The 24522-nt window shown below is 60.6% G+C and carries 24 protein-coding genes; 15 read left to right on the top strand and 9 right to left on the bottom strand.

Features of this window, described 5'->3' with window-relative positions; all coding sequences use genetic code 11:
- Positions 1–59 precede the first annotated feature (59 nt).
- Together LOY68_RS30330 and LOY68_RS30325 are read right to left on the bottom strand one after the other, a co-directional pair.
- A complete protein-coding gene (locus LOY68_RS30330) occupies positions 60–2462 on the bottom strand; it encodes a penicillin acylase family protein (protein WP_265041514.1) in 2403 nt (800 codons plus the stop codon).
- 103 nt (positions 2463–2565) lie between these two features.
- On the bottom strand, positions 2566–3144 hold the full coding sequence (locus tag LOY68_RS30325) for a DUF6436 domain-containing protein (RefSeq protein WP_265041512.1): 579 nt from the start codon (positions 3142–3144) through the stop codon (positions 2566–2568).
- 96 nt (positions 3145–3240) lie between these two features.
- Between LOY68_RS30325 and LOY68_RS30320 the strand changes: the two genes are divergently transcribed.
- Complete coding sequence (locus LOY68_RS30320) at positions 3241–4188, top strand: alpha/beta hydrolase (RefSeq protein WP_265041510.1); 948 nt, start codon at positions 3241–3243, stop codon at positions 4186–4188.
- A 103-nt stretch (positions 4189–4291) separates the two neighbouring features.
- Here the strand turns inward: LOY68_RS30320 and LOY68_RS30315 are convergent, their stop codons facing one another.
- A complete protein-coding gene (locus LOY68_RS30315; protein ID WP_054616973.1) occupies positions 4292–5035 on the bottom strand; it encodes a DUF2059 domain-containing protein in 744 nt (247 codons plus the stop codon).
- 108 nt (positions 5036–5143) lie between these two features.
- On the opposite strand from LOY68_RS30315, the gene LOY68_RS30310 reads away from it, so the two are divergent.
- On the top strand, positions 5144–5776 hold the full coding sequence (locus LOY68_RS30310) for a 2OG-Fe(II) oxygenase (RefSeq protein ID WP_123597438.1): 633 nt from the start codon (positions 5144–5146) through the stop codon (positions 5774–5776).
- 2 nt (positions 5777–5778) lie between these two features.
- Positions 5779–6264 carry a DUF523 domain-containing protein gene (locus LOY68_RS30305; protein WP_265041506.1) on the top strand — a complete coding sequence of 162 codons (486 nt, stop codon included), beginning with the start codon at positions 5779–5781 and terminating at the stop codon, positions 6262–6264.
- A gap of 142 nt (positions 6265–6406) precedes the next feature.
- On the opposite strand, the gene LOY68_RS30300 is transcribed toward LOY68_RS30305, so the two are convergent.
- Positions 6407–6991 (bottom strand): transporter substrate-binding domain-containing protein, encoded by a 585-nt coding sequence (locus LOY68_RS30300; protein ID WP_265041504.1) that lies wholly within the window; start codon positions 6989–6991, stop codon positions 6407–6409.
- A gap of 135 nt (positions 6992–7126) precedes the next feature.
- On the opposite strand from LOY68_RS30300, the gene LOY68_RS30295 reads away from it, so the two are divergent.
- A complete protein-coding gene (locus LOY68_RS30295) occupies positions 7127–7552 on the top strand; it encodes a DUF4399 domain-containing protein (protein ID WP_265041502.1) in 426 nt (141 codons plus the stop codon).
- 62 nt (positions 7553–7614) lie between these two features.
- Here LOY68_RS30295 and serA read toward each other — a convergent pair whose 3' ends face one another.
- Positions 7615–8844, bottom strand: a complete 1230-nt coding sequence (gene serA / locus LOY68_RS30290) for a phosphoglycerate dehydrogenase (RefSeq protein WP_054044528.1) — start codon at positions 8842–8844, stop codon at positions 7615–7617.
- Between the two features lie 204 nt (positions 8845–9048).
- Here serA and LOY68_RS30285 point away from each other — a divergent pair, with 204 nt between their 5' ends.
- The 4 genes from LOY68_RS30285 to LOY68_RS30265 all read left to right on the top strand — a co-directional run bounded on the left by LOY68_RS30285 (position 9049) and on the right by LOY68_RS30265 (position 13424).
- A complete protein-coding gene (locus LOY68_RS30285) occupies positions 9049–10443 on the top strand; it encodes an FAD-binding oxidoreductase (RefSeq protein ID WP_265041500.1) in 1395 nt (464 codons plus the stop codon).
- Positions 10444–10481: 38 nt separating this feature from the next.
- Entirely contained in the window at positions 10482–11147 is a 666-nt protein-coding gene (locus tag LOY68_RS30280; RefSeq protein ID WP_054044524.1) for a fumarylacetoacetate hydrolase family protein, read from the top strand.
- A gap of 253 nt (positions 11148–11400) precedes the next feature.
- The gene (locus tag LOY68_RS30270) at positions 11401–12330 is read left to right on the top strand and encodes an SdiA-regulated domain-containing protein (protein WP_054044522.1); all 930 of its coding nucleotides are present in this window, start codon (positions 11401–11403) and stop codon (positions 12328–12330) included.
- A gap of 176 nt (positions 12331–12506) precedes the next feature.
- Positions 12507–13424, top strand: coding sequence for an SdiA-regulated domain-containing protein (locus tag LOY68_RS30265; protein WP_163910834.1), 918 nt, complete (start codon positions 12507–12509; stop codon positions 13422–13424).
- 127 nt (positions 13425–13551) lie between these two features.
- Here LOY68_RS30265 and rpiA read toward each other — a convergent pair whose 3' ends face one another.
- Positions 13552–14226, bottom strand: a complete 675-nt coding sequence (gene rpiA, locus LOY68_RS30260) for a ribose-5-phosphate isomerase RpiA (protein ID WP_054044518.1) — start codon at positions 14224–14226, stop codon at positions 13552–13554.
- A gap of 315 nt (positions 14227–14541) precedes the next feature.
- On the opposite strand from rpiA, the gene ilvA reads away from it, so the two are divergent.
- Positions 14542–16056 (top strand): threonine ammonia-lyase, biosynthetic, encoded by a 1515-nt coding sequence (gene ilvA, locus LOY68_RS30255; RefSeq protein ID WP_054044516.1) that lies wholly within the window; start codon positions 14542–14544, stop codon positions 16054–16056.
- Positions 16057–16095: 39 nt separating this feature from the next.
- A complete protein-coding gene (locus tag LOY68_RS30250; RefSeq protein WP_265041495.1) occupies positions 16096–16521 on the top strand; it encodes a DUF2269 domain-containing protein in 426 nt (141 codons plus the stop codon).
- A gap of 119 nt (positions 16522–16640) precedes the next feature.
- On the opposite strand, the gene LOY68_RS30245 is transcribed toward LOY68_RS30250, so the two are convergent.
- Complete coding sequence (locus tag LOY68_RS30245; RefSeq protein ID WP_265041493.1) at positions 16641–17297, bottom strand: HAD family hydrolase; 657 nt, start codon at positions 17295–17297, stop codon at positions 16641–16643.
- A gap of 143 nt (positions 17298–17440) precedes the next feature.
- On the opposite strand from LOY68_RS30245, the gene LOY68_RS30240 reads away from it, so the two are divergent.
- Both LOY68_RS30240 and ptsP read left to right on the top strand, forming a co-directional pair.
- Positions 17441–17920 (top strand): RNA pyrophosphohydrolase, encoded by a 480-nt coding sequence (locus tag LOY68_RS30240; protein WP_007945562.1) that lies wholly within the window; start codon positions 17441–17443, stop codon positions 17918–17920.
- Between the two features lie 22 nt (positions 17921–17942).
- Positions 17943–20222, top strand: coding sequence for a phosphoenolpyruvate--protein phosphotransferase (ptsP, locus tag LOY68_RS30235; RefSeq protein ID WP_054044510.1), 2280 nt, complete (start codon positions 17943–17945; stop codon positions 20220–20222).
- A gap of 101 nt (positions 20223–20323) precedes the next feature.
- On the opposite strand, the gene LOY68_RS30230 is transcribed toward ptsP, so the two are convergent.
- Complete coding sequence (locus LOY68_RS30230) at positions 20324–21070, bottom strand: NRDE family protein (RefSeq protein ID WP_265041488.1); 747 nt, start codon at positions 21068–21070, stop codon at positions 20324–20326.
- A gap of 133 nt (positions 21071–21203) precedes the next feature.
- Between LOY68_RS30230 and LOY68_RS30225 the strand changes: the two genes are divergently transcribed.
- From LOY68_RS30225 to LOY68_RS30215, 3 genes are all read left to right on the top strand, one after another.
- Positions 21204–21986: a sulfite exporter TauE/SafE family protein gene (locus LOY68_RS30225; protein WP_054044506.1), complete on the top strand. Its 783-nt coding sequence runs from the start codon at positions 21204–21206 to the stop codon at positions 21984–21986.
- An 83-nt stretch (positions 21987–22069) separates the two neighbouring features.
- Positions 22070–22882 carry a prolipoprotein diacylglyceryl transferase gene (gene lgt, locus LOY68_RS30220; protein WP_054044504.1) on the top strand — a complete coding sequence of 271 codons (813 nt, stop codon included), beginning with the start codon at positions 22070–22072 and terminating at the stop codon, positions 22880–22882.
- 50 nt (positions 22883–22932) lie between these two features.
- Entirely contained in the window at positions 22933–23904 is a 972-nt protein-coding gene (locus LOY68_RS30215) for a thymidylate synthase (RefSeq protein WP_054616962.1), read from the top strand.
- Positions 23905–24035: 131 nt separating this feature from the next.
- Here LOY68_RS30215 and cadR read toward each other — a convergent pair whose 3' ends face one another.
- Positions 24036–24485, bottom strand: coding sequence for a Cd(II)/Pb(II)-responsive transcriptional regulator (cadR, locus tag LOY68_RS30210; RefSeq protein ID WP_054044502.1), 450 nt, complete (start codon positions 24483–24485; stop codon positions 24036–24038).
- Positions 24486–24522: the final 37 nt, after the last annotated feature.

Raw genomic sequence — 24522 nt, 5'->3', positions numbered from 1 at the left:
TCACATTCCAATGTGGGAGCGAGCCTGCTCGCGAAGGCGGCGGCATAAACAATAAAAATCTACCGCGCCGGCAACAGCTTCAACGTGCTCCGCGTATTCGCTGTCACTTCTTCATCACTGAAATGCGCCTGCACGTACGTCCCTTCGATATACGCCTCCGCCTGGTCGTCATAGTGACTGTCGAACGGTACGCCACTCTGGCCGACCGGGTTGATGGTCAGGCTGTGGGCCGGGTCGGCGAAGTCGATCAGGCGCCGGGTCGACGGCCCGTAAGTCACTGGCCACGGCGCCGGGCCGATCCTGGCCGAGAGGTTGTTCGGCACTTCGTGGGTGCCGGGCGCATCGAATGGACCGACGTTGAAAATCCGGTCCAACGGCTTCTGCATCCCCAGCGGATGACCGTGGGTCAACGTGTGCACCTTGCCCCACTGCCACTGGGTGAAATCGGCACCCATGGTGGTTTTCAGATGCGCGATGCTCGCCTGCCACGCGACCTTGACCGTGTCGGCGCGAGTTTCCTTGGCCGGGGTGTTGCGGTTGTCCCACCACGGCGAATCCGCGCTGGCGGCCAGGCGCGGTAGCGCGGCGTCGATCACTCGGGTCGAGAGCAAGGTTTCAAAGAAATCATTGCCCAGTTCATCGCGCATCGTCGCGTCGGTCAGGTTGAACAGGAACTGGTTGAACACTGTGGCGCTGATAGAGCTGAGCGGGTAATCGCCCGACCATTGCGCCAGCTGCTCGACCAGTTTGCGTTCGGCCGGATCGCTCACCACTTCACGCAATACCGGCAGCAACGGCGCCAGCAAGCGTGGGCCATAGGCGGTGGTGGTGCCCAGTTGCAGCTTCTGGTTGGCGTCGTTGTCCCACTTCACGTTCTTGTCGCTGAGCTGGCGATTGAGCTGCTGACCGCGATCGGCGAGGTTGTAGTAACCGGGAATCTCCATGCCGGTGGGCGACACAGGTTGGAAGTTGGCCGAGACGATATAGCCCCGCGCCGGGTTCTCTTCTTGGGGGTTGGCGCTGAACGGGTAGAAGCCTTCCTTGTCCGCCTGATTACTGCTGCCGTCGAGGATGAAACCGGGCTTCACCCCGGCCGGGCGCTTGGGCAGCAAGGCCGAAGCCCACCACCCGATATCGCCCTTGGCATTGGCATACACGATGTTCAGCCCCGGCGCCTGCACCTTGGCCGCTGCGGCGCGGGCCTTGGCCAGGGTGTCGGCGCGGTTGAGCTGATAGAAGCCTTCAAGGATCGGATTAGGCGTTTCGAGGAACGCCCACCACATGGCGACCGGCGTCTTGCCCGCTGCGGTGCCGAGCGCATCGTTGATGATCGGACCGTGGGGCGACTGGCGCAGGATCAGCGTGACCGGCGGCTGGCCCTTCACGGCGATCTGCTGCTCGGTGTTGAGCATGTCCACCCATTTGCCGCGATACCAGACCTGGTTCGGGTTGTCCGGGTTGACCTTCTCGGCGATCAGATCCAGGTCGTCGTTCTGGAACATGGTCAGGCTCCAGCCGAAATCCAGGTTGTGCCCGAGAAAGGCAAACGGCACCAGCGCCTGATGATGACCGTACAACTCGAAACCTGGCGCCGACAGTTGCGCCTCGTACCACACCGACGGCACCGAGAAGCGAATGTGCGGGTCACCGGCCAGCAGCGGCTTGCCGCTTTTGCTGTGGTTGCCGGAGATGACCCAGGCGTTGCTGCCTTCGAACTGCGGCAGGCCATTGTCGGCCAGGGCTTGTTCACTGAGGCGGGCGAGGGCGTTCAGGTCTTTCCAGTCGCCAGCGGCGAGGGCCGGGCCGGGTTTGGCGTGGGTCTTGGCCAACACGCCTTTGGGCTGCCAGTCGAGGTCGAAGATGTTCAAGTAGTCGGGGCCGAGCTGATCGCGCACATAGGTCATCAAGGGTTCGGTGCGAAACGCCGCGGCAAAACTGTAGGCCATGTAGCCGGCGACGCTGATGCTGTCTTCGGCGGTGAAAGTGCGCTTGTGGATGCCCAGCACGTCGAACTCTATGGGCGCGGCGTGGGTGTCCTGATATTGGTTGATCCCGTCCAGATAGGCTTGCAGGGCCTTCCACGCCGGTGACTGGCGATCCAGAGAGGCCACGTAACTCTCGGCACGCTCGCGGATGCGCAGGCTGCGGAACAGCTTGTCGGTGTCCAGCAGTTTCGGCCCGAGGACTTCCGCCAGTTCGCCGCGAGCGAGGCGGCGCATGGCTTCCATCTGGAACAAGCGGTCCTGGGCGTGCACGTAGCCGAGGGCGCGATAGAGATCGGTTTCGTTGTCGGCGCGAATGTGCGGCACGCCGCGCTCGTCGTAGCGCACGGTCACCGAACCTTGCAGGTGTTGCAGCTCCACCTGGCCCTGGCGCGTCGGCTGCTTGCTGTAGAGATACCCGCCAACCCCGATGGCGAGCACGACGATCAGCAAGGCAAGTACGGTCAGGACGCGTTTCATGGTGACTCCTTGTTCTTCTTCGATTGCCGCCCGTGCGGGCTGCAAACATGTAGCACAGACCTCCTGTGCCGGGCACTGCCGTCCTCGAATAGTCCGGAATGCCTTACTGCACTTCCACCGGCCATGGGCAGTAGCAACCCACCGCCAGCGTGTGCGTCGCGCTCACCGCGCGCCCTTCGTTCAGCGCTTGCAGGATCGGTTCGATAAAGCTGTTGCTCGAATTGCAGGTCAGGCCTTCGCTGTACGGACCGAAATACGCGAGCTTGCCGGCGCGGTCCCAGATCGCCACCGCCGGGCTGGCGGGGATCTGCTCGGAGCCGGGCAGCACAGTGATGGTTTTCAGGTTGCTCAAGGTGCTCGGCAACTGGCCGTGGCTGCCGGGTTTTTGTACCGCATAAAACTCGACGCCTTGCGGCACGTAGTGCTCGACCAGTTCGGTGAGGTGCTGTTGATTGCCGACGTTGCACGGGCACGCCGGGTCCCAGAAATGCACGAGGCGGATGGCGCCGGGGCCGGCGATGTCGTCGGGCAGCAGCAGCGGATCGCCGGAAAACACCGCCGTGTGTTCGCTGAACGCCCGCAGGTAACGCCCCTGAAACCAGTCGTAAGCCGCCCACAGCACGCCGGCGCACACGAGGGCGAGCAGGCTGGCAAGTAGAGTGGTGCGGTAGGCCGGACGCATGGGTTTCAATCCTCGAAGGTCGCCCAGCTTGCCATGCTTGCCGCGACAGATGAATATCGCAGGCCCATAAAGTCTGTTTCGCGTTCTGGAATAACCATGCCTGCCACTTTCGACCCCGATCATTTGCGCGCCAGCCTGCGGCCATTGGCCGAGTGGCAGCCGTTGTCGACGGAGGGCCTGGCCTATCAAGCTTTTTATCGACTGGATTTCCCCGGCCGCACGCTGCGCCATGGTCTGGGGCGTTTTCAGGTCGATGATTATGAGGTGGTCAGCCAGGTCTGGTGGCCGGAGCGGGCGAAGGCAACGCTGTTTCTGTTTCACGGTTTCTACGATCACACCGGGCTGTATCGGCATGTGATCGAGTGGGCGCTGGATCAGGGCTTCGCGGTGATCGCCTGCGACTTGCCGGGGCATGGACTGTCCAGCGGCGAACGCGCGAGCATCAAGGATTTCGCCGAGTATCAGGACACCCTGCAAGGCCTGTTCGCCGAGGCGCAGTCCCTGGAGCTGCCGCAGCCGTGGCACTTGTGCGGGCAGAGTACCGGCGGGGCGATCGTGGTTGATCATGTGCTCAACCAAGGGGCGAGCAGCCCGGCTCAGGGTCAGATCATTTTGTTGTCGCCGCTGGTTCGGCCTCGTGCCTGGGGTTGGTCGCAGTTGAGTTATTACCTGCTCAGGCCTTTCGTCAAAGGCATCGCCCGGCGCTTCAGCGAGAACTCCAATGACCCGGCGTTTTTGCCGTTCCTGCAGGCCGATCCGTTGCAGCCGCTGCGTTTGCCGACAGCTTGGGTGGGGGCGTTGGGGCGCTGGATCAAGCGCATCGAGGCGGCGGCGCACAGTCCGCGACGGCCACTGATCGTGCAAGGGCAGGCGGACATGACGGTGGACTGGGAGCACAACCTTGAGGTGCTAAAGGCCAAGTTTGATCGGCCGCAAGTGTTGATGCTGCCGGAGGCGCGGCATCATTTGGCGAATGAGACCGAAGCGTTGCGGGAGGAGTATTTCGGGTTTTTGACGAAGCGGATCAAGGGTAGGAATCTGTAGCGAACATTAGGGCCTCTTCGCGAGCAGGCTCGCTCCCACATTGGAATGCATTGCAAATGTGGGAGCGAGCCTGCTCGCGAAGGCGATTTATCAGGCACCGAAATTACTGAAGGTTCGTCTGCCCCACCGCCAACCCCGCCCGAATCGCCGCCAGCGCTGCCTGGTAATACGCCTTGCCTTCCGCCGACTCGGCAAACGTGGCGAATTCTTCCAGTTCGGTATCCGACAAGTCGCGATACACGTAGAGCAGCGTGTTGTTGAGGTCGGCGCCAATCTGATCCATCAGGCGCTGGCGCTGACCATTCAACATCCCCGGTGCCTGACCGCCACCGAGCAGCCCGGGAATCATCGAACTCAAGCTGTCCGCCGCGACGCCGGCAATCGCCAGGGTTACTTCGGCGCCGGCCTCGCGGGCGGGCAGGGCCTGGGCCAAGTGGCCGATGATCAGCAGGCGGGTGTCGCTGGCTTCAATCTTGGGCAAGCCCTTGGCGTTTTTCGCCAGTTGATCGCGGCGGGTCGCCAGCAATTCGGCGGCGACGATTTTCTTGCCCAACGGGGTCTGGAAGAACGCGAGGGCCGGTTTCGGGTCGGCGAGGGTCTTGCGCAGTTGTGCTTCGGCGCGCTGGTCCATGGCCTGAGGAGCGAAGCGCTGGTTGCTGTTGTTCACCAGTGCTTGAAACACGGCGGGCGGCAGGCTGTTCTGGTAGCGCTGCTGGGCGGCGGAGAGGGCGTCGTTGAAATGCGCGCGTTGATCTGGCCAACCGGCGACCTTGTACAACTGGTCGTGGCCGTCTGCCCAAGCGGGCAAAACACAGAACATCAACAGTGAAAAAAGCAAACGGCGCATAGGGACTCCTGTCGGCAGGCGACTATTCTCCGTGCGGTACAAGAACTTGTCGAGAATTCGTGTCAGCCCGCTGCGCGGCTCTGTCGGATTTGTGGGCACAGGAATACTATGCGCGCCATGCAAATACCCTCTGATCACCCGCTGCTGTTACGTATCGTCGACGACTTGGCCGAACAGGGCTGGTCGCAGCAGAATATTTTCCTGCCTCTGGGTCTGACCCGGGAACTGGCGGCTGAGTGCCGTAAACGTGCGGCCGAGGGTGAATTGGCCCCGGCGGCGGTGGGCCGTGGGCCGACATCAGAGATTCGCGAGGGTATCCGGGGTGATCACATCCAGTGGCTCGAACCCGGCGAAACCGAGGCCTGCGACAGTTACCTCAGCTTGATGGACAGCCTGCGCGAGGCGATGAACCGCGGGTTGTTCCTCGGCCTGGAAGATTTCGAAAGCCATTTCGCCCTGTACCCGCCCGGCGCGTTCTACCTCAAGCATGTGGACCGTTTTCGTGACGACGACCGACGCATGGTCTCGGCGGTGATCTACCTCAACGACGCCTGGCTGCCCGAACACGGCGGCGAACTGCGCATGTACCTCAAGAACGGCGTCGAACACAATGTGGTGCCCACCGGCGGTTGCCTGGTGGTGTTCCTGTCGGGCGAAGTGCCCCACGAAGTCCTGCCCGCCACTCGGGATCGCCTGTCGTTGACCGGTTGGTTCCGCCGTCGCGGTAACGAGCCGTTCTGATCATGCACAAGATTCTGGTGAGCCGCTGCCTGCTGGGCCATCGCGTACGTTACGACGGCGGCGCGAGCGGGCCGTTTGATCTGTTGGACCAATGGATCGCCGAGGGCCGGGTCGTGCCGTTATGCCCGGAAGTGGCGGGTGGCTTGCCGACGCCGAGGGCGGCGGCGGAGATTCCGGGCGGGCAGGGTGGGGAAGTGCTGGATGGCCAGGCAGCGGTGATTACTACCGAGGGTGAGGACGTCAGTGCGGCGTTTCTGTCGGGGGCTTATCAGGCGTTGGAACTGGTGCAGAAGCACGGCATCCGGATTGCTGTTTTGAAGGCTAATAGTCCGTCGTGCGGGAACCTACTGACCTATGACGGCAGCTTCAGCGGTGTGAAGGTCGCCGGTGAAGGCGTGACGGCCGCGTTGCTCAAGCGTCATGGGGTGAAAGTGTTCAGTGAGCTGGAGTTGCCCGAAGCAGCGGCTGCATTGGCAACCCTGAACTAACGCCCCACGAAAATCCCCTGTAGGAGCTGTCGAGTGAAACGAGGCTGCGATCTTTTGATCTTGATCTTTTTAAAAGCAAGATCAAAAGATCGCAGCCTCGTTTCACTCGACAGCTCCTACGAGGTTATTCATCAGCCTGAAATCAGGGCTTGGGCTCCACACTCGTATCCGCCCCAAACCACTTCTGCGTCAACGCTTCCAATCGTCCATCTGCCTTGATCCGCTGCAACGCGTTGTCGAGGCTGGCGTGGAACGCCGGGTTGCCTTTCTGGAACGGAATCGCCAGTGTCACCGGCTGACTCTCCTTCGGTACCGCTTCCTTGAGCGACTGCACCAGCAGGATCGACTGCGGCTCTTCTTTCTGCACGATCAATTGCGCGTCGGTGTGGCTGTAGGGCTCGCTGAAGTCGAAACGATCCTTCAGATCCGCGGTCATTGCTATGTGGTTGATCGCCACGTCGTACTTGCCGGTTTCAACGCCTGGCAGCAGATCGCTGGTGTCGGTGACGACGAAGTCGGCGCGCACATCCAGTTCGTTGGCCAGCAGTTGGCCCAGCTCGACTTCGAACCCGGTCAGTTTGCCGTCGTCCTTGAAATTGAAGGGCGGTGTATTAGCCTCAAGAGCAATACGCAATTCGCCGCGGTCAAATACATCGTCAATCAATTCGGCATGAGCCAAAGGGCTCAAAAGGGGTAGCAGGCAGATCAGGCCAGGCAAAAAACGCATGGTCACTCCTTTGAATTCATTATCGCGATGCTCTGGTTCAGGCTCGCTTTGCTATGGTTGTCGAGGTCCTTCGACAACGAATGGCCGTTAAGTTGTCTCGGCCACGCGGATTTTACGGAAAAACTGGAGAAGAGAATGAAAACGTTTATGTCACGAGCAGCATTGGCTGGCCTGTTGATGGGTGTGTCGGTGCTGGCCAGCGCCGCGACTCCGGCGCCTAAAGGTGCGGAAGTGTTCATCGTATCTCCCGAAGACGGCGCCACCATCGAGCAAACCTCCATCGTCAAATTCGGCGTCAAGGATGTTTCGCTGGCACCGGCCGGTGATGTCACCAAGAACACGGGTCACCATCACTTGCTGATTGATGTCGACAAACTGCCCGCCGCCGGCGCGCCGATTCCGCTGGACGCCAACCACATGCACTTCGGCAAGGCGCAGACCCAGGCCGAAATCAAACTGACCCCGGGCAAGCACACCTTGCAACTGGAGCTGGGTGACAGCGGCCACATGCCGTTCGATCCACCGATCGTTTCGAAGAAGATCACCGTCAACGTTAAATGACAGTGTAGTGCCCATGAAAAAGGAGACCCGAAGGTCTCCTTTTTTTGTCGCTCAAATCGCTATCAGAACAGCACGCGGCAACGAATGGTGCCGTTGATGTGCTGCAGTTTCTCTTGGGCGATTTCCGAGTAGTCGGCATCTACGTCGATAACCACGTAGCCGACTTTCTCGTTGGTCTGCAGGAACTGACCGGAGATGTTGATTCCGTTTTCGGCGAAGACCTTGTTGATCTCGCTCATCACACCCGGGATGTTCTCGTGGATGTGCAGCAGACGGTGCTTGCCAGGGTGAGCCGGCAGGGCCACTTCCGGGAAGTTCACCGACGATACGGAGGTACCGTTATCGCTGTACTTGACCAGTTTCTCTGCCACTTCCAGACCGATGTTGGCTTGCGCTTCAGCGGTGGAACCACCGATGTGCGGGGTCAGGATCACGTTGTCCAGGCCACGCAGCGGGCTTTCGAACTCTTCGTCGTTGGAGCGTGGCTCCACCGGGAATACGTCGATAGCGGCGCCGATCAGGTGCTTGTCCTTGATCGCGTCAGCCAGGGCTTGCAGCTCAACCACGGTGCCGCGAGCGGCGTTGATCAGGATGCCGCCCTTCTTGATGGCGCGGATTTCCTTCTCGCCGATCATCCACTGGGTGGCGGCGGTTTCCGGAACGTGCAGGGTGACGATGTCGGACATGCCCAGCAGATCGGTCAGGCTGCCGACCTGAGTCGCGTTGCCCAATGGCAGCTTGGTCACGGTGTCGTAGAAATACACCTGCATGCCCAGGCCTTCCGCCAGGACCGACAGCTGCGTACCGATCGAGCCGTAACCGACGATGCCGAGCTTCTTGCCACGGATTTCGAAGGAATTGGCCGCGCTCTTGATCCAGCCGCCACGGTGGCAGGAAGCGTTCTTCTCAGGGATGCCGCGCAGCAACAGGATCGCTTCGGCCAGCACCAGCTCAGCCACGGAGCGAGTGTTGGAGTACGGCGCGTTGAACACCGCGATACCGCGTTCGCGGGCAGCGTTCAGGTCAACCTGGTTGGTGCCGATGCAGAAACACCCTACAGCCACGAGCTTCTTCGCGTGATCGAAGATTTCTTCAGTCAGTTGAGTGCGGGAGCGAATGCCGATGAAGTGCGCATCAGCGATCTTTTCCTTCAGCTGGGCTTCCGGCAGAGAACCCGTGAGGTACTCAATGCTGGTGTAGCCCGCCGACTTGAGAACGTCGACAGCCGATTGGTGGACGCCTTCGAGAAGAAGGAACTTGATCTTGCTCTTATCGAGAGAAGTCTTGCTCATCTGCGTAAACCTGTATCCCGGAGAAAAATGGCAGGAAATGGTCAACAGATGCTGACCCGAACGGCAAGAATGCCGTTACCGCAGAATAGCCTTTGGGCACTACCCTGCGGGGTCGGTATGCTAGCATACGCACCCCGCTAAACACTCATTCCTGCGACGTGAAGCGTTCTCAGGATGACCATGAATTGTTCGAGAGTTCTGTCGATGACCAATCCTGCCCTGATTGAAGAGCTGAAGACCCTGGTTGAGCCTGGCAAGGTGCTGACCGATGCCGACTCCCTGAATGCTTACGGTAAGGATTGGACCAAGCATTTCGCCCCGGCCCCTACGGCCATCGTGTTTCCCAAGACCACCGAGCAAGTCCAGGCCATTGTGCGCTGGGCCAACGCGCACAAGGTTGCGCTGGTGCCGTCCGGCGGTCGTACCGGGCTGTCCGCCGCTGCGGTGGCCGCGAATGGCGAAGTGGTCGTGTCGTTCGACTACATGAACCAGATTCTCGATGTGAACCTCACCGATCGCACCGCTGTTTGTCAGCCAGGCGTGGTCACCGAGCATTTGCAGAACGTCGCTGAAGAGAAAGGCCTGTACTACCCGGTGGACTTCGCTTCCGCCGGTTCGAGCCAGATTGGCGGCAATATCGGCACCAATGCCGGCGGGATCAAGGTGATTCGCTACGGCATGACCCGCAACTGGGTGGCCGGCATGAAAGTCGTCACCGGCAAGGGTGATGTGCTGGAACTGAACCGCGACCTGATCAAGAACGCCACTGGCTACGACCTGCGTCAGTTGTTCATCGGCGCGGAAGGCACCCTCGGTTTTGTCGTTGAAGCGACCATGCGCCTCGACCGTGCGCCGAAAAACCTCACCGCCATGGTCCTCGGCACCACCGATTTCGACTCGATCATGCCGGTATTGCACGCGTTCCAAAGCAAACTGGACCTGACCGCGTTCGAATTCTTCTCCGACAAAGCCCTGGCCAAAGTCATGGGCCGCGGCGATGTACCGGCGCCTTTCGAAACCGATTGCCCGTTCTACGCGCTGCTGGAATTCGAAGCGACCACTGAAGAAGTGGCCAACCACGCCCTGGAAACCTTCGAGCACTGCCTCGAGCAGGGCTGGGTGCTGGACGGTGTGATGAGCCAGAGCGAAACCCAGCTGCAGAACCTGTGGAAGCTGCGCGAGTACATCTCCGAAACCATCTCCCACTGGACGCCGTACAAGAACGACATTTCGGTCACCGTATCGAAAGTCCCGGCATTCCTGAAGGAAATCGACGCGATCGTCGGCGAACACTACCCGGACTTCGAAATCGTCTGGTTCGGCCACATCGGCGACGGCAACCTGCACTTGAACATCCTCAAGCCGGAAAACCTGAGCAAGGATGAGTTCTTTGCCAAGTGCGCTACGGTGAACAAATGGGTGTTCGAAACCGTCGAGAAGTACAACGGTTCGATTTCCGCCGAACACGGCGTGGGCATGACCAAACGTGACTACTTGACCTACAGCCGCTCGCCGGTTGAGATCGAGTACATGAAAGCCGTCAAGGCAGTGTTCGACCCGAACGGAATCATGAACCCGGGCAAAATCTTCGCGGTGTGAGCCGCGAACTTCACGAATTCACCAGGCAGGAGTCGGTAATGAGCTATCAGCACCAGTATGTCGACGGTACGCGTATTCACTTCCCGCTCGGGAAAGTGGTATGCATCGGCCGTAACTATGCCGAGCACGCCAAGGAACTGGACAATCCGGTCCCTACCGAGCCGTTGTTGTTCATCAAGCCGGGCAGCTGCGTGGTGCCGCTGGAAGGCGGTTTTGCCATTCCGACCGAACGTGGCGGGGTGCACTACGAAGCGGAAATCGCCGTGTTGATCGGCAAGCCGCTGTCGACCAAGCCGAGCCGCGAAGAAGTGCTGGATGCGATCTCCGGTTTTGCCCCAGCCCTGGACCTGACCCTGCGGGACAAGCAGTCCGAGCTGAAAGCCAAGGGCCTGCCGTGGGAAATCGCCAAGTCGTTTGATGGCGCGGCAGTGATTGCACCGTTCGTGGTTGGCAGCACTTTTGCCGACCTGACCGACATCGGCATCCGCCTGACCATCAACGGCGAAGTCCGCCAGGATGGCAACAGCAAGGACATGCTCAACCCGATCGTGCCGATGATCCAGTACATGGCCGGCTGCTTCTCGCTGCAAGCCGGGGACGTGATCCTGACCGGCACGCCGGTGGGCGTTGGTCCGCTGAATGTCGGTGATGAGATCGTGTTGGAATTGCCGGGCGCCAGCAGCTTCACCAGCAGCGTTCGCTGATTCACGCATAACCCTCCTGTGGGAGCGGGCTTGCTCGCGAATACGGTGTGTCATTCAACGATGATGTTGACTGAGCCACCGCTTTCGCGAGCAAGCCCGCTCCCACATTGGTTTTTGGGATGTCCTGAAAAGGGCTTTCCCGCCATTTCCCGTTTTTTTCACATTCTGTCTGGATAATTCCGCGGTTCCTGGCGTCTGAGCCGGCTCGTTTGTGCTATTACCCTTAGCCTGAATTTCTGGAACGCATCCCCTGATGGCCACGCAACCGCTCCCGACTCTGCAAACCCCTCGTCGTCCACGATTCCTGATGCGCTGGTATTACTGGCTGTTGCTGGTGATTGCGGCGGGTTATGGCCTGGCGTTTGCCATGCATTGGGATGACCGCGGTGTGCTGTGGTTGCGCGAGCGTCTGGAAACCCCGGCCGAGCGTCAGCAGAGTGTCTGGCTCCCGGATTACCGGGCGGTGATCGATGCCAAGTTGCTGCCGGGCATGGAAAAGGACGAGGCGTCGGACCTGTCCTACGACCCGCAGACCAAAACCCTGTTCTCGGTCATGGGCAAGAACCCGTTCCTGGTCGAACTGACCCTGCAGGGTGAGGTGTTGCGCAAGATGCCGCTGGTGGGCTGGACCAACCCGGAAGGCGTGACGACCATGGGCAATGGCTTGATCGCCATCACCGATGAACGCGAGCACATGCTGTCGATCATCAAGGTCGATGCTTCCACTCGCGAACTGCGCCGCGAAGACTTCCCGAAATACGACCTGGGCCCGTCGAAAGACCAGAACAAGGCGTTCGAAGCCATCGTCTGGGACCCGCGCAACCAGCAACTGCTGCTGGGTGAAGAGCGCCCACCAGCGCTGTTCAGCTGGAAAAGCGATGGCAGCCAGACTCTCAAGGGTGACAAGCAGAAACTCACCAGTAACGAGCTGGACATCCGCAACCTGTCGGCCCTGGCCATCGACCCGCGCACCGGCCACACCCTGGTGTTGTCCGCCGACTCGCACCTGTTGCTGGAGCTAGACGAGAAGGGCGAGCAGGTCAGCTTCATGACCCTGCTGGGCGGGTTCAACGGCCTGAAGAAAACCATTCCCCGCGCTGAAGGCGTGACCATGGACGAAGCGGGCACGTTGTACATGGTCAGCGAGCCGAATCTGTTTTATCGCTTCGAAAAGCAGAAGTAACGAGCCCTACGCGAAACACACCTGTAGGAGCACGGCTTGCCGGCGAAGGCGTCCATGAGGTCGCCATCGCGAGCAAGCTCGCTCTCACAGTTGTGGTCGAAGGCCACTGGCCATTAAGCTTGAATTCAGATGGCCGTGGTATTTCATCCGCCCGCCCTGTTTTCGAGCCTGCCTGAATGCGTCGACTTGCCCGTCCCAAACCCCTGATTTTGATCCTGTCGGTGATTGCGTTGATCGTGCTCGTCGCGCTCGGCCAGTACCTGCGCCTGTTCGAACGCGCCTGGTTCAATATGCACACGCTATGGCAGCCGGCAGGTGAGCATTCCATTGGCCTGGACCACTATCGGGTGGTGATCGAGGCGCAAGTGATCGACGGCCTGGACGATGACGTCTCGGCGCTGACCTACGATCCGGTGCGCAAAAGCCTGTTCACGGTGACCAACAAGAATGCCGAACTGATTGAGTTGTCCCTGGACGGCAAGATCTTGCGGCGGATTTCTCTGATCGGCTTCGGCGACCCGGAAGCGGTGGAGTTCATCAGCGCCGACACCTACGTGGTCACCGATGAAAGCCAGCAGCGCCTGATCAAGATTCATCTGGAGAAAGACACGACGTTCCTCGACGCCGCTGACGCTGAGCAAATGACCCTCGGTGTGCACATGAGCGGCAACAAGGGTTTCGAAGGCCTGGCGTACGACTCGGTGGGCAAGCGCCTGTTCGTCGCCAAGGAGCGCGACCCGATGCTGATCTACGAAGTGCAGGGCTTCCCGCATTACAACCCGGAAAAATCCTACGCCGTGCATGTGGTCAACAACCCCAAGCGCGATGCCGGGATGTTTGTGCGGGACCTGTCGAGCCTGCAATACGACGAGCGCAGCGGCCACTTGATGGCGCTGTCCGATGAGTCACGGCTGATCATGGAACTGGATGTGGACGGGCGACCGCTGAGCACGATGTCCCTGAACAAGGGGCGCCAGGGGCTGCAAAAGACTGTGCCGCAGGCTGAAGGGATTGCGATGGATGACGACGGCACGTTGTATCTGGTGAGTGAACCGAACCTGTTCTACACCTTCAAAAAGCCCGCACAACCCTGACCAACACCCCAAAACAACTGTGGGAGCGGGCTTGCTCGCGAAGAGGCCGTGTCAGTCGATAGAAATGTCGACTGACACACCGCCTTCGCGAGCAAGCCCGCTCCCACAGGTTTATCTGCGTGGCGGGTTACTCAGCGCGCAGGGTTTTGACGCCTTCGCTAGTCCCCAACAACAGCAAATCCGCTGGACGCGCCGCGAACAGGCCGTTAGTGACCACGCCGACGATCGCATTGATCTGCGTCTCCAGCTCCACCGGATTGGTGATCTGCATGTTGAACACGTCGAGGATGATGTTGCCGTTGTCGGTCAGTACGCCTTCCCTGTAAACCGGGTCGCCGCCCAGTTTCACCAGCTCGCGGGCCACGTGGCTGCGGGCCATCGGGATCACTTCCACCGGCAGCGGGAACGCGCCGAGCACCGGCACCAGTTTGCTGCCGTCGGCGATGCAGATGAAAGTCTTGGCCACGGCCGCGACGATCTTCTCGCGGGTCAGGGCTGCGCCGCCGCCCTTGATCAGGTTCAGGTGCGCGTCGCTTTCATCGGCGCCATCGACGTAGAACTCCAGGTCGCTGACGGTGTTCAGCTCATACACCGGAATCCCGTGGCCCTTCAGGCGCGCGGCGGTGGCTTCGGAACTGGCGACGGCGCCATCGAACGCACCCTTGTGCTTGGCCAGTGCATCGATGAAGCAGTTGGCAGTGGAGCCGGTGCCGACACCGACGACGCTCTTGTCGTCGAGTTTCGGAAGGATGAAGTCGACGGCGGCCTGGGCCACTGCCTGTTTGAGTTGATCCTGGGTCATGCGGGCTCCGAAGCGGGCAAGGGGAGAACGGAAAGGCCGGCATTATAGGCTTCGGGGCGGGGAAGGTCATTGGCCGATTGGCAGGCCGCGAGCATTACCTGCAACCGCTACCTGTAGGAGCGAGGCTCGCCCGCGAAAGCGATCCAACTGCCAACATTTATGCTGGATCTCACGGCTCCTTCGCGGGCAAGCCTCGCTCCTACAGGTCCATGATCCGATCCGGGGAGGCTAAAACCACCTGTTTAGTGTGGTCGCCCGCCCGAAAGCCGGGTTAGACTCCTTGGCCCTGCCCAACCCGCTCAGTGATGCTTTCCGATGCTCGAACAGTACGTCAAAAAGATCCTCACCTCGCGCGTTTATGACGTTGCCGTAGAAACCCCGTTGCAGACTGCTCGCCAGCTCTCCGAGCGGCTGGGCAACAGTATTTGGCTCAAGCGCGAAGACTTGCAGCCGGTGTTCTCGTTCAAGATTCGCGGCGCTTACAACAAGCTGACCCAGTTGAGCGACGAAGAACGTGCGCGCGGCGTGGTCACTGCCTCGGCGGGTAACCACGCGCAGGGCCTGGCCCTGGCGGCCAAGGTGTTGGGCGTGAAAGCGACCATCGTCATGCCCAAGACCACCCCCGAAATCAAAGTCGAAGGCGTGCGCTCGCGTGGCGGCAAAGTGGTGCTGCACGGCGATTCGTTCCCGGAAGCCCTGGCCTACTCGCTGAAACTGGTCGACGAAAAAGGCTACGTCTACATCCACCCGTACGATGATCCCCACACCATTGCCGGGCAGGGCACGGTGGCCATGGAGATTCTGCGCCAGCACCCTGGCCGTCTCGATGCGATTTTCGTCCCGGTGGGCGGCGGCGGTTTGATCGCCGGCATCGCGGCCTACGTGAAATACCTGCGCCCGGAAATCAAGATCATCGGCGTCGAGCCGGACGATTCCAATTGCCTGCAAGCCGCGATGGCGGCGGGTGAGCGCGTGATTCTGCCGACCGTGGGCATCTTTGCCGATGGCGTGGCGGTGGCGCAGATCGGCCAGCACACCTTCGATATCTGCAAAGACTACGTCGATGAAGTGATCACCGTCAGCACCGATGAAATCTGCGCGGCAATCAAGGATATCTACGACGATACCCGCTCGATCACCGAGCCTGCCGGCGCTCTGGGCGTGGCCGGGATCAAAAAGTACGTCGACCTGAATGGCGTCACCGGTCACACCTTCGTGGCCATCGACTCCGGCGCCAACGTCAACTTCGATCGCTTGCGCCATGTCGCCGAACGCGCCGAGTTGGGCGAAGGTCGCGAAGCCATCATTGCCGTGACCATCCCCGAGAAACCGGGCAGCTTCAAAGCGTTCTGCGAAGCCATCGGCAAACGCCAGATCACCGAATTCAACTACCGCTACAACACCGGCAGCGAAGCGCACATCTTCGTTGGCGTGCAGACGCACCCGGACAACGACCCGCGCAGTGCGCTGATCGCCAGCCTCAGCGAGCAAGGTTTCCCGGTGCTCGACCTGACCGACAACGAGCTGGCCAAGCTGCACATCCGCCACATGGTCGGTGGTCGCGCGGCGCACGTGGTCGATGAAGTGATTTTGCGCTTCGAATTTCCGGAGCGTCCGGGCGCGCTGTTCAACTTCCTTAATAAGCTGGGCGGGCGCTGGAACATCTCGATGTTCCACTACCGCAACCATGGCGCCGCGGATGGGCGTGTGGTCGCCGGCCTGCAAGTGCCTCACGATGAGCGTCATCTGGTGCCCGCAGCACTGGAAGAAATCGGCTACCCGTACTGGGATGAAAGCGACAACCCGGCCTACAAACTGTTTCTCGGCTGAGCGGCTACGCTGATGGGCACGTCATAAGGAAATCGAACCATGGAAACGTTAACCGCCCTGAAAGTGGCGCATGTGGTGGCAACGGTGTTGCTGCTGGCCAGCGCCCTGGGTCTGGCGATATGGGTCGGACTTGCGCGGCGCAAGGGTGATGCGACGGCGGGAAGTCGCACGTTGCAACGGCCGCGAGTGTTTGTCTGGTTGCTGATGGGCCTGGCGTTGCTGAGCATGCCGTTCACCGGCTGGTGGATGGTGCATCTGGTGGGCTGGCCGCTGGGGCAGACCTGGATTCTGGCGTCGAGCGTGCTGTACACCGTGGCGGCGCTGGCGTGGTTCTGGTTGCTGGTGCGCCTTAACAAACTGCGCAAGGCGCCGGGTGGCGTGGGGAAATTTACCGTTGCGTTGGCGTTGTTCAGTTTTGTCTGCTTGATCGCGATTGCAGGGTTGATGGGCGCCAAGCCGGTTTAACCCGAAATCTGTAGCAGCTGCCGAGGCACGAGGCTGCGTTGCGTGTCCGCAGGACCGCCCTCGGGGGCCGCTGCGCAGCCCGACGCAGCCTCGTGCCTCGGCAGCTGCTACAAAGGGTTTCAATCGCGCAACGACATCACCGGCCAGCCACGTTTCTCGGCTTCGGCACGTAAATTTGGATCAGGGTCCACAGCCACCGGATTCGCCACTTGCTCCAGCAACGGCAAATCATTCATCGAATCACTGTAGAAATAACTGTCTTCCAGCGAATACCCGGTCTCTTCCAGCCAACGATTCAGCCGCGTGACCTTGCCTTCCTTGAAGCACGGAACGTCGGTGCTGCGCCCGCTGTAGCGGCCATCGACCATCTCGCATTCGGTGGCGATCAGGGTTTCAACGCCCAGGCGCCGGGCAATCGGTCCGGTGACGAAGCGGTTGGTGGCGGTGATGATCACCAGTTTGTCGCCAGCGTCGCGGTGCTTGGCCAGCAGTTCGAGGGCCTTGGGCAGTACGATCGGCTCGATGCAGTCGCGCATGTAGTCCAGATGCCATTGATTGAGGGTGGCCATCTCGGTGCGGCCGAGAATTTCCAGGCAGAAGTTCAGGTATTCGGCGTTATCCAGCTTGCCCGCCAGGTAGTCCTGATAGAACTCGTCGTTGCGTGCCTTGTAGGTCACGGCATCGAGAAAGCCGCGTTCGCACAGGTAATCGCCCCAAGCGTGGTCACTGTCGCCGCCCAAAAGCGTGTTGTCCAAGTCGAATAAAGCCAGCCGCATTGCAGTTACTCGCTGAAAAGTCTGTAGAAAGGTCCCCAGAATACGTACTTTTCACAAGAGTGCACATAAGGTGGGCCGGCTCGTTGCTGCCTTCACAACCTTTGTGGAACAATGCGGCGACATGCGTTTGCGAGGTTGTTGCCGTGATCGACCCCGATGGTTTCCGCCCCAATGTCGGGATCATTCTCACGAATGATGCCGGCCAGGTGCTATGGGCTCGCCGTATCAATCAAGATGCCTGGCAGTTTCCACAGGGAGGGATCAACCCCCAGGAGACGCCGGAAGACGCCTTGTACCGCGAGTTGAACGAAGAAGTCGGCCTGGAGCGCGAAGATGTTGAAATTCTCGCCTGCACCCGGGGCTGGTTGCGCTATCGTTTGCCGCAACGTCTGGTCCGTACCCACAGCCAACCGCTGTGCATCGGCCAGAAACAGAAATGGTTTCTCCTGCGCCTGATCTCCAACGAGCAGCGGGTGCGGATGGATTTGACCGGTAAACCGGAATTCGATGGCTGGCGCTGGGTCAGTTATTGGTATCCGTTGGGCCAGGTGGTGACATTCAAGCGCGAGGTGTATCGACGCGCTCTCAAAGAGCTTGCCCCGCGCCTTTTAACGCGCGACTGACGACGGAGTTCGACCCCGAGCCATGCTCAATACGCTGCGCAAGATCGTCCAGGAAGTTAACTCCGCCAAGGATCTCAAGGCGGCGTTGGGGATTATTGTGTTGCGCGTCAAAGAGGCCATGGGCAGCCAGGTCTGCTCGGTCTACCTGCTTGACCCGGAAACCAACCGCTTCGTGCTGATGGCCACCGAGGGCTTGAACAAGCGCTCGATCGGCAAAGTCAGCATGGCACCCAACGAAGGTCTGGTTGGCCTGGTCGGCACGCGTGAAGAACCCCTGAACCTCGAAAACGCCGCGGATCACCCGCGCTATCGTTACTTCGCCGAGACCGGTGAAGAACGCTACGCCTCATTCCTCGGGGCGCCGATCATTCACCACCGTCGCGTCGTCGGCGTGTTGGTCATTCAGCAAAAAGAACGCCGCCAGTTCGATGAAGGTGAAGAAGCCTTCCTCGTGACCATGAGCGCGCAACTGGCCGGCGTTATCGCCCACGCCGAGGCCACCGGTTCGATCCGTGGCCTGGGCCGCCAGGGCAAAGGCATCCAGGAAGCCAAGTTCGTCGGCGTACCGGGTTCGCCGGGTGCTGCGGTTGGTACGGCCGTGGTCATGTTGCCGCCCGCCGACCTGGACGTGGTGCCGGACAAGACCATCACCGACATCGACGCTGAACTGGCGTTGTTCAAGACCGCCATCGAAGGCGTGCGCGCCGACATGCGCGCGCTGTCGGCCAAACTGGCGACCCAGTTGCGCCCGGAAGAGCGCGCGCTGTTCGACGTCTACCTGATGATGCTCGACGATGCCGCGCTGGGCAGCGAAGTCACCACCGTGATCAAGACCGGCCAGTGGGCCCAGGGCGCGTTGCGCCAGGTGGTGACCGATCACGTCAATCGCTTCGAGTTGATGGACGATGCCTACCTGCGTGAGCGCGCCTCGGACGTCAAGGACCTTGGCCGCCGTTTGCTCGCCTACTTGCAGGAAGAGCGTCAGCAGAACCTGGTCTACCCGGAAAAAACCATTCTGGTCAGCGAAGAACTGACGCCGGCGATGCTCGGCGAGGTGCCGGAAGGCACGCTGGTCGGTCTGGTCTCGGTGCTTGGTTCAGGCAACTCACACGTCGCGATCCTCGCTCGGGCGATGGGCATCCCGACGGTGATGGGCCTGGTCGACCTGCCGTATGCCAAGGTCGACGGCATCGAATTGATCGTCGATGGTAATCGCGGCGAGGTCTACACCAACCCCAGCGACGTGCTGCGCAAGCAGTTCGCCGAAGTGGTGGAAGAAGAGAAACAACTGGCGCTCGGTCTCGACTCCCTGCGCGACTTGCCGTGCGTGACCCTCGATGGTCACCGCATGCCGCTGTGGGTCAACACCGGCCTGCTGGCGGACGTGGCGCGCGCGCAGAAGCGTGGCGCCGAGGGCGTTGGTCTGTACCGCACCGAAGTGCCGTTCATGATCAACCAGCGCTTCCCGAGTGAAAAAGAGCAGCTGGCGATCTATCGCGAGCAGCTCGCCGCGTTCCATCCGCAACCGGTGACCATGCGCAGCCTGGACATCGGCGGTGACAAGTCGCTGTCGTACTTCCCGATCAAGGAAGACAACCCGTTCCTCGGCTGGCGCGGTATTCGCGTCACCCTCGACCACCCGGAAATCTTCCTGGTCCAGACCCGCGCGATGCTCAAGGCCAGCGAAGGCCTGAACAACCTGCGAATCCTGCTGCCGATGATCTCCGGCACTCACGAACTCGAAGAAGCCCTGCACCTGATTCACCGGGCCTGGGGCGAAGTCCGTGACGAAGGCACCGATGTGCCGATGCCGCCGATTGGCGTGATGATCGAGATTCCGGCGGCTGTTTATCAGACCAAGGAACTGGCGCGGCAAGTGGACTTCCTGTCGGTAGGCTCCAACGACCTGACCCAGTACCTGCTGGCCGTGGATCGCAACAACCCGCGGGTGGCCGACCTCTACGACTACCTGCACCCGGCGGTCCTGCAAGCCTTGCAGAACGTGGTGCGTGATGCGCATGCCGAAGGCAAACCAGTGAGTATCTGCGGCGAGATGGCCGGCGACCCGGCAGCGGCAGTGCTGTTGATGGCGATGGGCTTCGACAGCCTGTCGATGAACGCCACCAACTTGCCGAAGGTGAAGTGGATGTTGCGTCAGGTCAACCTGAGCATGGCCAAGGAATTGCTGGCGGAGCTGATGACCATCGACAACCCGCAAGTTATCCACAGCTCGCTGCAATTGGCGCTGAAGAACCTTGGGTTGGCGCGGATGGTTAATCCGGCTTCGGCCAAGACCGTCTGAAAGGCTGGCCTCTTCGCGGGCAAGCCTCGCTCCTACAGGATCACCCAAATCCTGTAGGAGCGAGGCTTGCCCGCGAAGGCCTCCTCAAAGACGCCAGATATCTAAATCCTCAACTCCACTTCCCCCAGATGCCCGCCATACGGCCCGAAACTCCTTTCGACCATATGCCGCGTCCCGTCCGCCCTGACAATCAACGCGGTACTCGCCCGGGTCCCATAAGTCGGGCTGGCAATAAACACACTCGACAACAACGTCTCGGTAGCCACTCCCACTCCGGTATCCGGCAGATCCGTCAGCGGCGCCGTCTGCGAGTCACGCAAAATCGCCAGTAACGCCTCGGGCTGCGGGTCCTCCAGCAGTTCACTCAACGCAGCCTTGGCCTTGAGCACTTTCGGCCACGGCGTATCCAGCCCCGCGTTCGACAACCCATAGACCCCAGGCGCCAGCATTACCGCCTCACTGTCCCGGGCGTTGAAGTGCCACAGCTCGTTGGAATTACCGACCAGCAGATTAAACCCGGCATATTCCCGCGAACGGCTGACAACGTCGGCTAAATAGTCATCAATCGACCTCTCACCGCTCAAAAAACCTGCCACCAGTTCACCGCGTGATCGAGGCGACGGTGGCTGATGAGGGTCACGGATATTGGTCAGGGCAGCGAAGCGCCCGTTTGTGCCGACACCCAGCCAGGTGCCGCCCGCTTCCAGGTCGCGACCGGCATGCACATGGGGCGCATGCGGCCATTGCGCCAGGGGCTGGGTAGGCCGGGCATAGAATTCGTCGCGGTTGGCCGCCACGATCAGCGGTTGGGCATGCCCCGGTCGCCAAGCGAAAACAATCAGGCACATAAGGTGGTCCTTGTGTGTTTTTTGCTCACTCTACGCAGACATTGCCCGCGCATCCATCGCCATCCAGTAGAGCTGGAGGCCATGCATCCGTTACCATGCCGCTCCTATTTTCGCGACGCGTGGAACAACGGCCATGGAATTTCTGCTCTATCTGGCGCTGGGCGCCTGTGCAGGTGTGCTGGCCGGGCTGTTCGGGGTCGGTGGCGGGATCATCATCGTCCCGGTGCTGGTGTTCAGTTTCAAGCTGCAGGGCTTCGATCCGTCGATCCTCACGCACCTGGCCGTCGGTACATCCCTGGCGACAATCATATTTACTTCGGTGAATGCCATCCGCGAGCATCACCGCCGTGGCGCTGTGCGTTGGCCGATTTTTGCCTGGATGACCCTCGGCATTCTGATCGGTGCCGGTTTCGGCGCGCTGACCGCCGAGGCGATCTCCGGCCCGCATTTGCAGAAGATCATCGGCGTATTCGCACTGATCGTCGCGGTTCAGCTCGCATTGGACTTCAAACCCAAGGCCAGCCGAACGGTCCCGGGCAAAGTCGGTCTGACCGTGGCCGGCAGTGTGATTGGCTGGGCTTCGGCGATCTTCGGGATTGGCGGCGGCTCGCTGACCGTGCCGTTCCTGACCTGGCGCAGCGTGCCGATGCAGCAAGCGGTGGCGACTTCATCGGCCTGCGGCTTGCCGATCGCCGTGTCCAGTGCATTATTTTTCATGATTCTGGGCTGGCACGATCCGTTGTTACCGGCCCATAGTCTGGGTTTTGTTTATTTGCCGGCGTTGCTGGGGATCGCCCTGACCAGCATGTTTTTCGCCCGCTTCGGCGCGCGACTGGCGCACAACTTGTCGCCGCGCTTGCTCAAAAGACTGTTCGCCGCTTTGCTGTTCTGCGTGGGGCTGAATTTCCTGCTCTGACGCCGGGCACAATCCTGGCTTAATCCTGAGGTGGCAGCGTCCCCCGGGAATTTTGAAGGTTTCAACTCTAACGAGGAGTCGCAATGCTGCCTTACCCGCAGATCGACCCGGTGGCCCTGGCCATCGGTCCGCTGAAAATCCACTGGTACGGTCTGATGTACCTGATCGGCATCGGCGGCGCCTGGCTGCTGGCGTCCCGTCGGCTGAACCGCTTCGACCCGACCTGGACCAAGGAGAAACTCTCCGACATGGTCTTCTGGATGTCGATGGGGGTCATTGTCGGCGGCCGCCTGGGCTACGTGTTGTTCTACGATCTGAGTGCGTACCTGGCCAACCCGACGCTGATTTTCGAAGTGTGGAAGGGCGGCATGTCGTTCCACGGCGGGTTTATCGGTGTGATGCTGGCGGCGTTGTGGTTCGGTAAAAAGAATAACAAGTCGTTCTTCCAGTTGATGGACTTCGTCGCTCCGATGGTGCCGATCGGCCTGGGTGCCGGGCGTATCGGCAACTTCATCAACGCCGAGCTGTGGGGCAAGCCGACCGACGTGCCGTGGGCGATGATCTTCCCGCCGTTCAGCGATCCGTCGCAGTTGCCGCGTCACCCGTCGCAGCTGTATCAGTTTGCGTTGGAAGGCGTCGCGCTGTTCCTGATCTTGTGGCTGTTCTCGCGCAAGCCGCGGCCGACCATGGCAGTGTCCGGCATGTTCACGCTGTTCTACGGCATCTTCCGTTTCATCGTCGAATTCGTCCGCGTACCGGACGCGCAACTGGGCTATCTGGCTTGGGGCTGGCTGACCATGGGTCAGGTGCTGTGCGTACCGATGGTGCTCGCCGGTCTGTTCCTGATCTGGCTGGCGTATCATCGCGCTCCGGCGGCGCCAGCGGCGGCGGTATAAATTCGAATCCCGGGGGCGACGGCTCCCGGGTTCAAGGACACAGGTAACTCATGAAGCAATATCTCGATCTGGTGGCCCACGTCATCAAGAACGGCACCAAGCAAGCCAACCGCACTGGCGTCAACACCATCAGTTTTCCTGGCGCGATGCTGCGTTATGACCTGAAGGAAGGCTTCCCGGCGATCACTACGCGCAAGATGGCCTTCAAATCGGCCATCGGCGAGATGTGCGGTTTCCTGCGTGGCGTGAACAACGCCGCTGAATTCCGTGCCTTGGGCTGCAAGGTCTGGGACCAGAACGCCAACGAAAACGCGCAGTGGCTGGCCAACCCGTTCCGTCAGGGCGAAGACGACCTCGGCGAAATCTACGGCGTGCAATGGCGCAAATGGCCGGCGTACAAGCAGATCCCGGTCAGCAACAAAGCCGCCATCGAGCAGACTTTGAGCCAAGGCTATCGTCAGATCGCTGAAGGCGAAGAAGACGGTCAGGCCTATGTGGTGCTGTACAAGGCGATCGACCAGATCCGCCAGTGCGTCGACACCATCATCAAGGACCCGGGCAGCCGCCGCATCCTGTTCCACGGCTGGAACGTCGCGCAGCTTGATGAAATGGCCCTGCCGCCGTGCCATCTGCTGTACCAGTTCCACCCGAATGTCGAGACGAAGGAAATCTCCCTGACCCTCTACATCCGTTCCAACGATTTGGGCCTGGGTACGCCGTTCAACCTCACCGAAGGCGCTGCGCTGCTGAGCCTGATCGGGCGCCTGACCGGCTACACGCCGCGCTGGTTCACCTATTTCATCGGTGATGCCCACGTCTACGAAAACCATTTGGACATGCTGAATGAACAGCTCACCCGCGAGCCGTTCCCGATGCCGAAACTGGTGATTAGTGAGCGTGTGCCAGAGTTTGCCAAGACCGGTGTTTATCAGCCGGAGTGGCTGGAGCTGATCGAACCGAGCGATTTCTCGCTTGAGGGTTATCAGCACCACGCGCCGATGACCGCGCCGATGGCGGTTTAAAGCCTCGCGCCGATCCCCTGTAGGAGCTGCCGAAGGCTGCGATCTTTTGATCTTGATTTTCGGCGGCTTTGGCATTGCCAAGATCAAAAGATCGCAGCCTTCGGCAGCTCCTACAGGGTTTTGGGGTGGTTTTAATGCCCGTGGCTGCGGCCCACGTGCGAATGCTCAACCTCCGTCGCCACAACCCCGCCGCTCACTTCCAACCGCTGCAGAATCCCGCATTGATCGATATCCGGCCCTTCGCCACAGCGTTGGCGCAGGTCGAGCAGTTGTGTCTGCAAGGCCAGCAAGCCGTCGATCCGCGCCTTGACGTGGTGGATGTGTTCGTCGATCAGCGCGTTGACGCTTTGGCACTGGTCCTGCGGGCTGTCGCGCAGGGTCAGCAAACTGCGGATTTCCTCAAGCGTCATGTCGAGGGTGCGGCAATTGCGGATAAACGTCAGGCGTTCGGCGTGGGCCTGGGTGTAGACGCGGTAGTTGCCATCGCTGCGGGCCGGCTCTGGCAGCAGGCTTTCGCGCTCGTAATAGCGGATGGTTTCCACGGCGCAGTCGGTCAGTTTGGCCAGTTCTCCGATCTTCATCGCGACAATCTCCAAAAGGTTGCTTGACCCTATAGTG

The organism is Pseudomonas sp. B21-053, assembly GCF_026016365.1.
Taxonomy (GTDB): Bacteria; Pseudomonadota; Gammaproteobacteria; order Pseudomonadales; family Pseudomonadaceae; genus Aquipseudomonas; species Aquipseudomonas nunensis.
The sequence above is the reverse complement of the archived record's forward strand: the minus strand, read 5'-3'. Positions and strand labels throughout refer to the sequence as shown.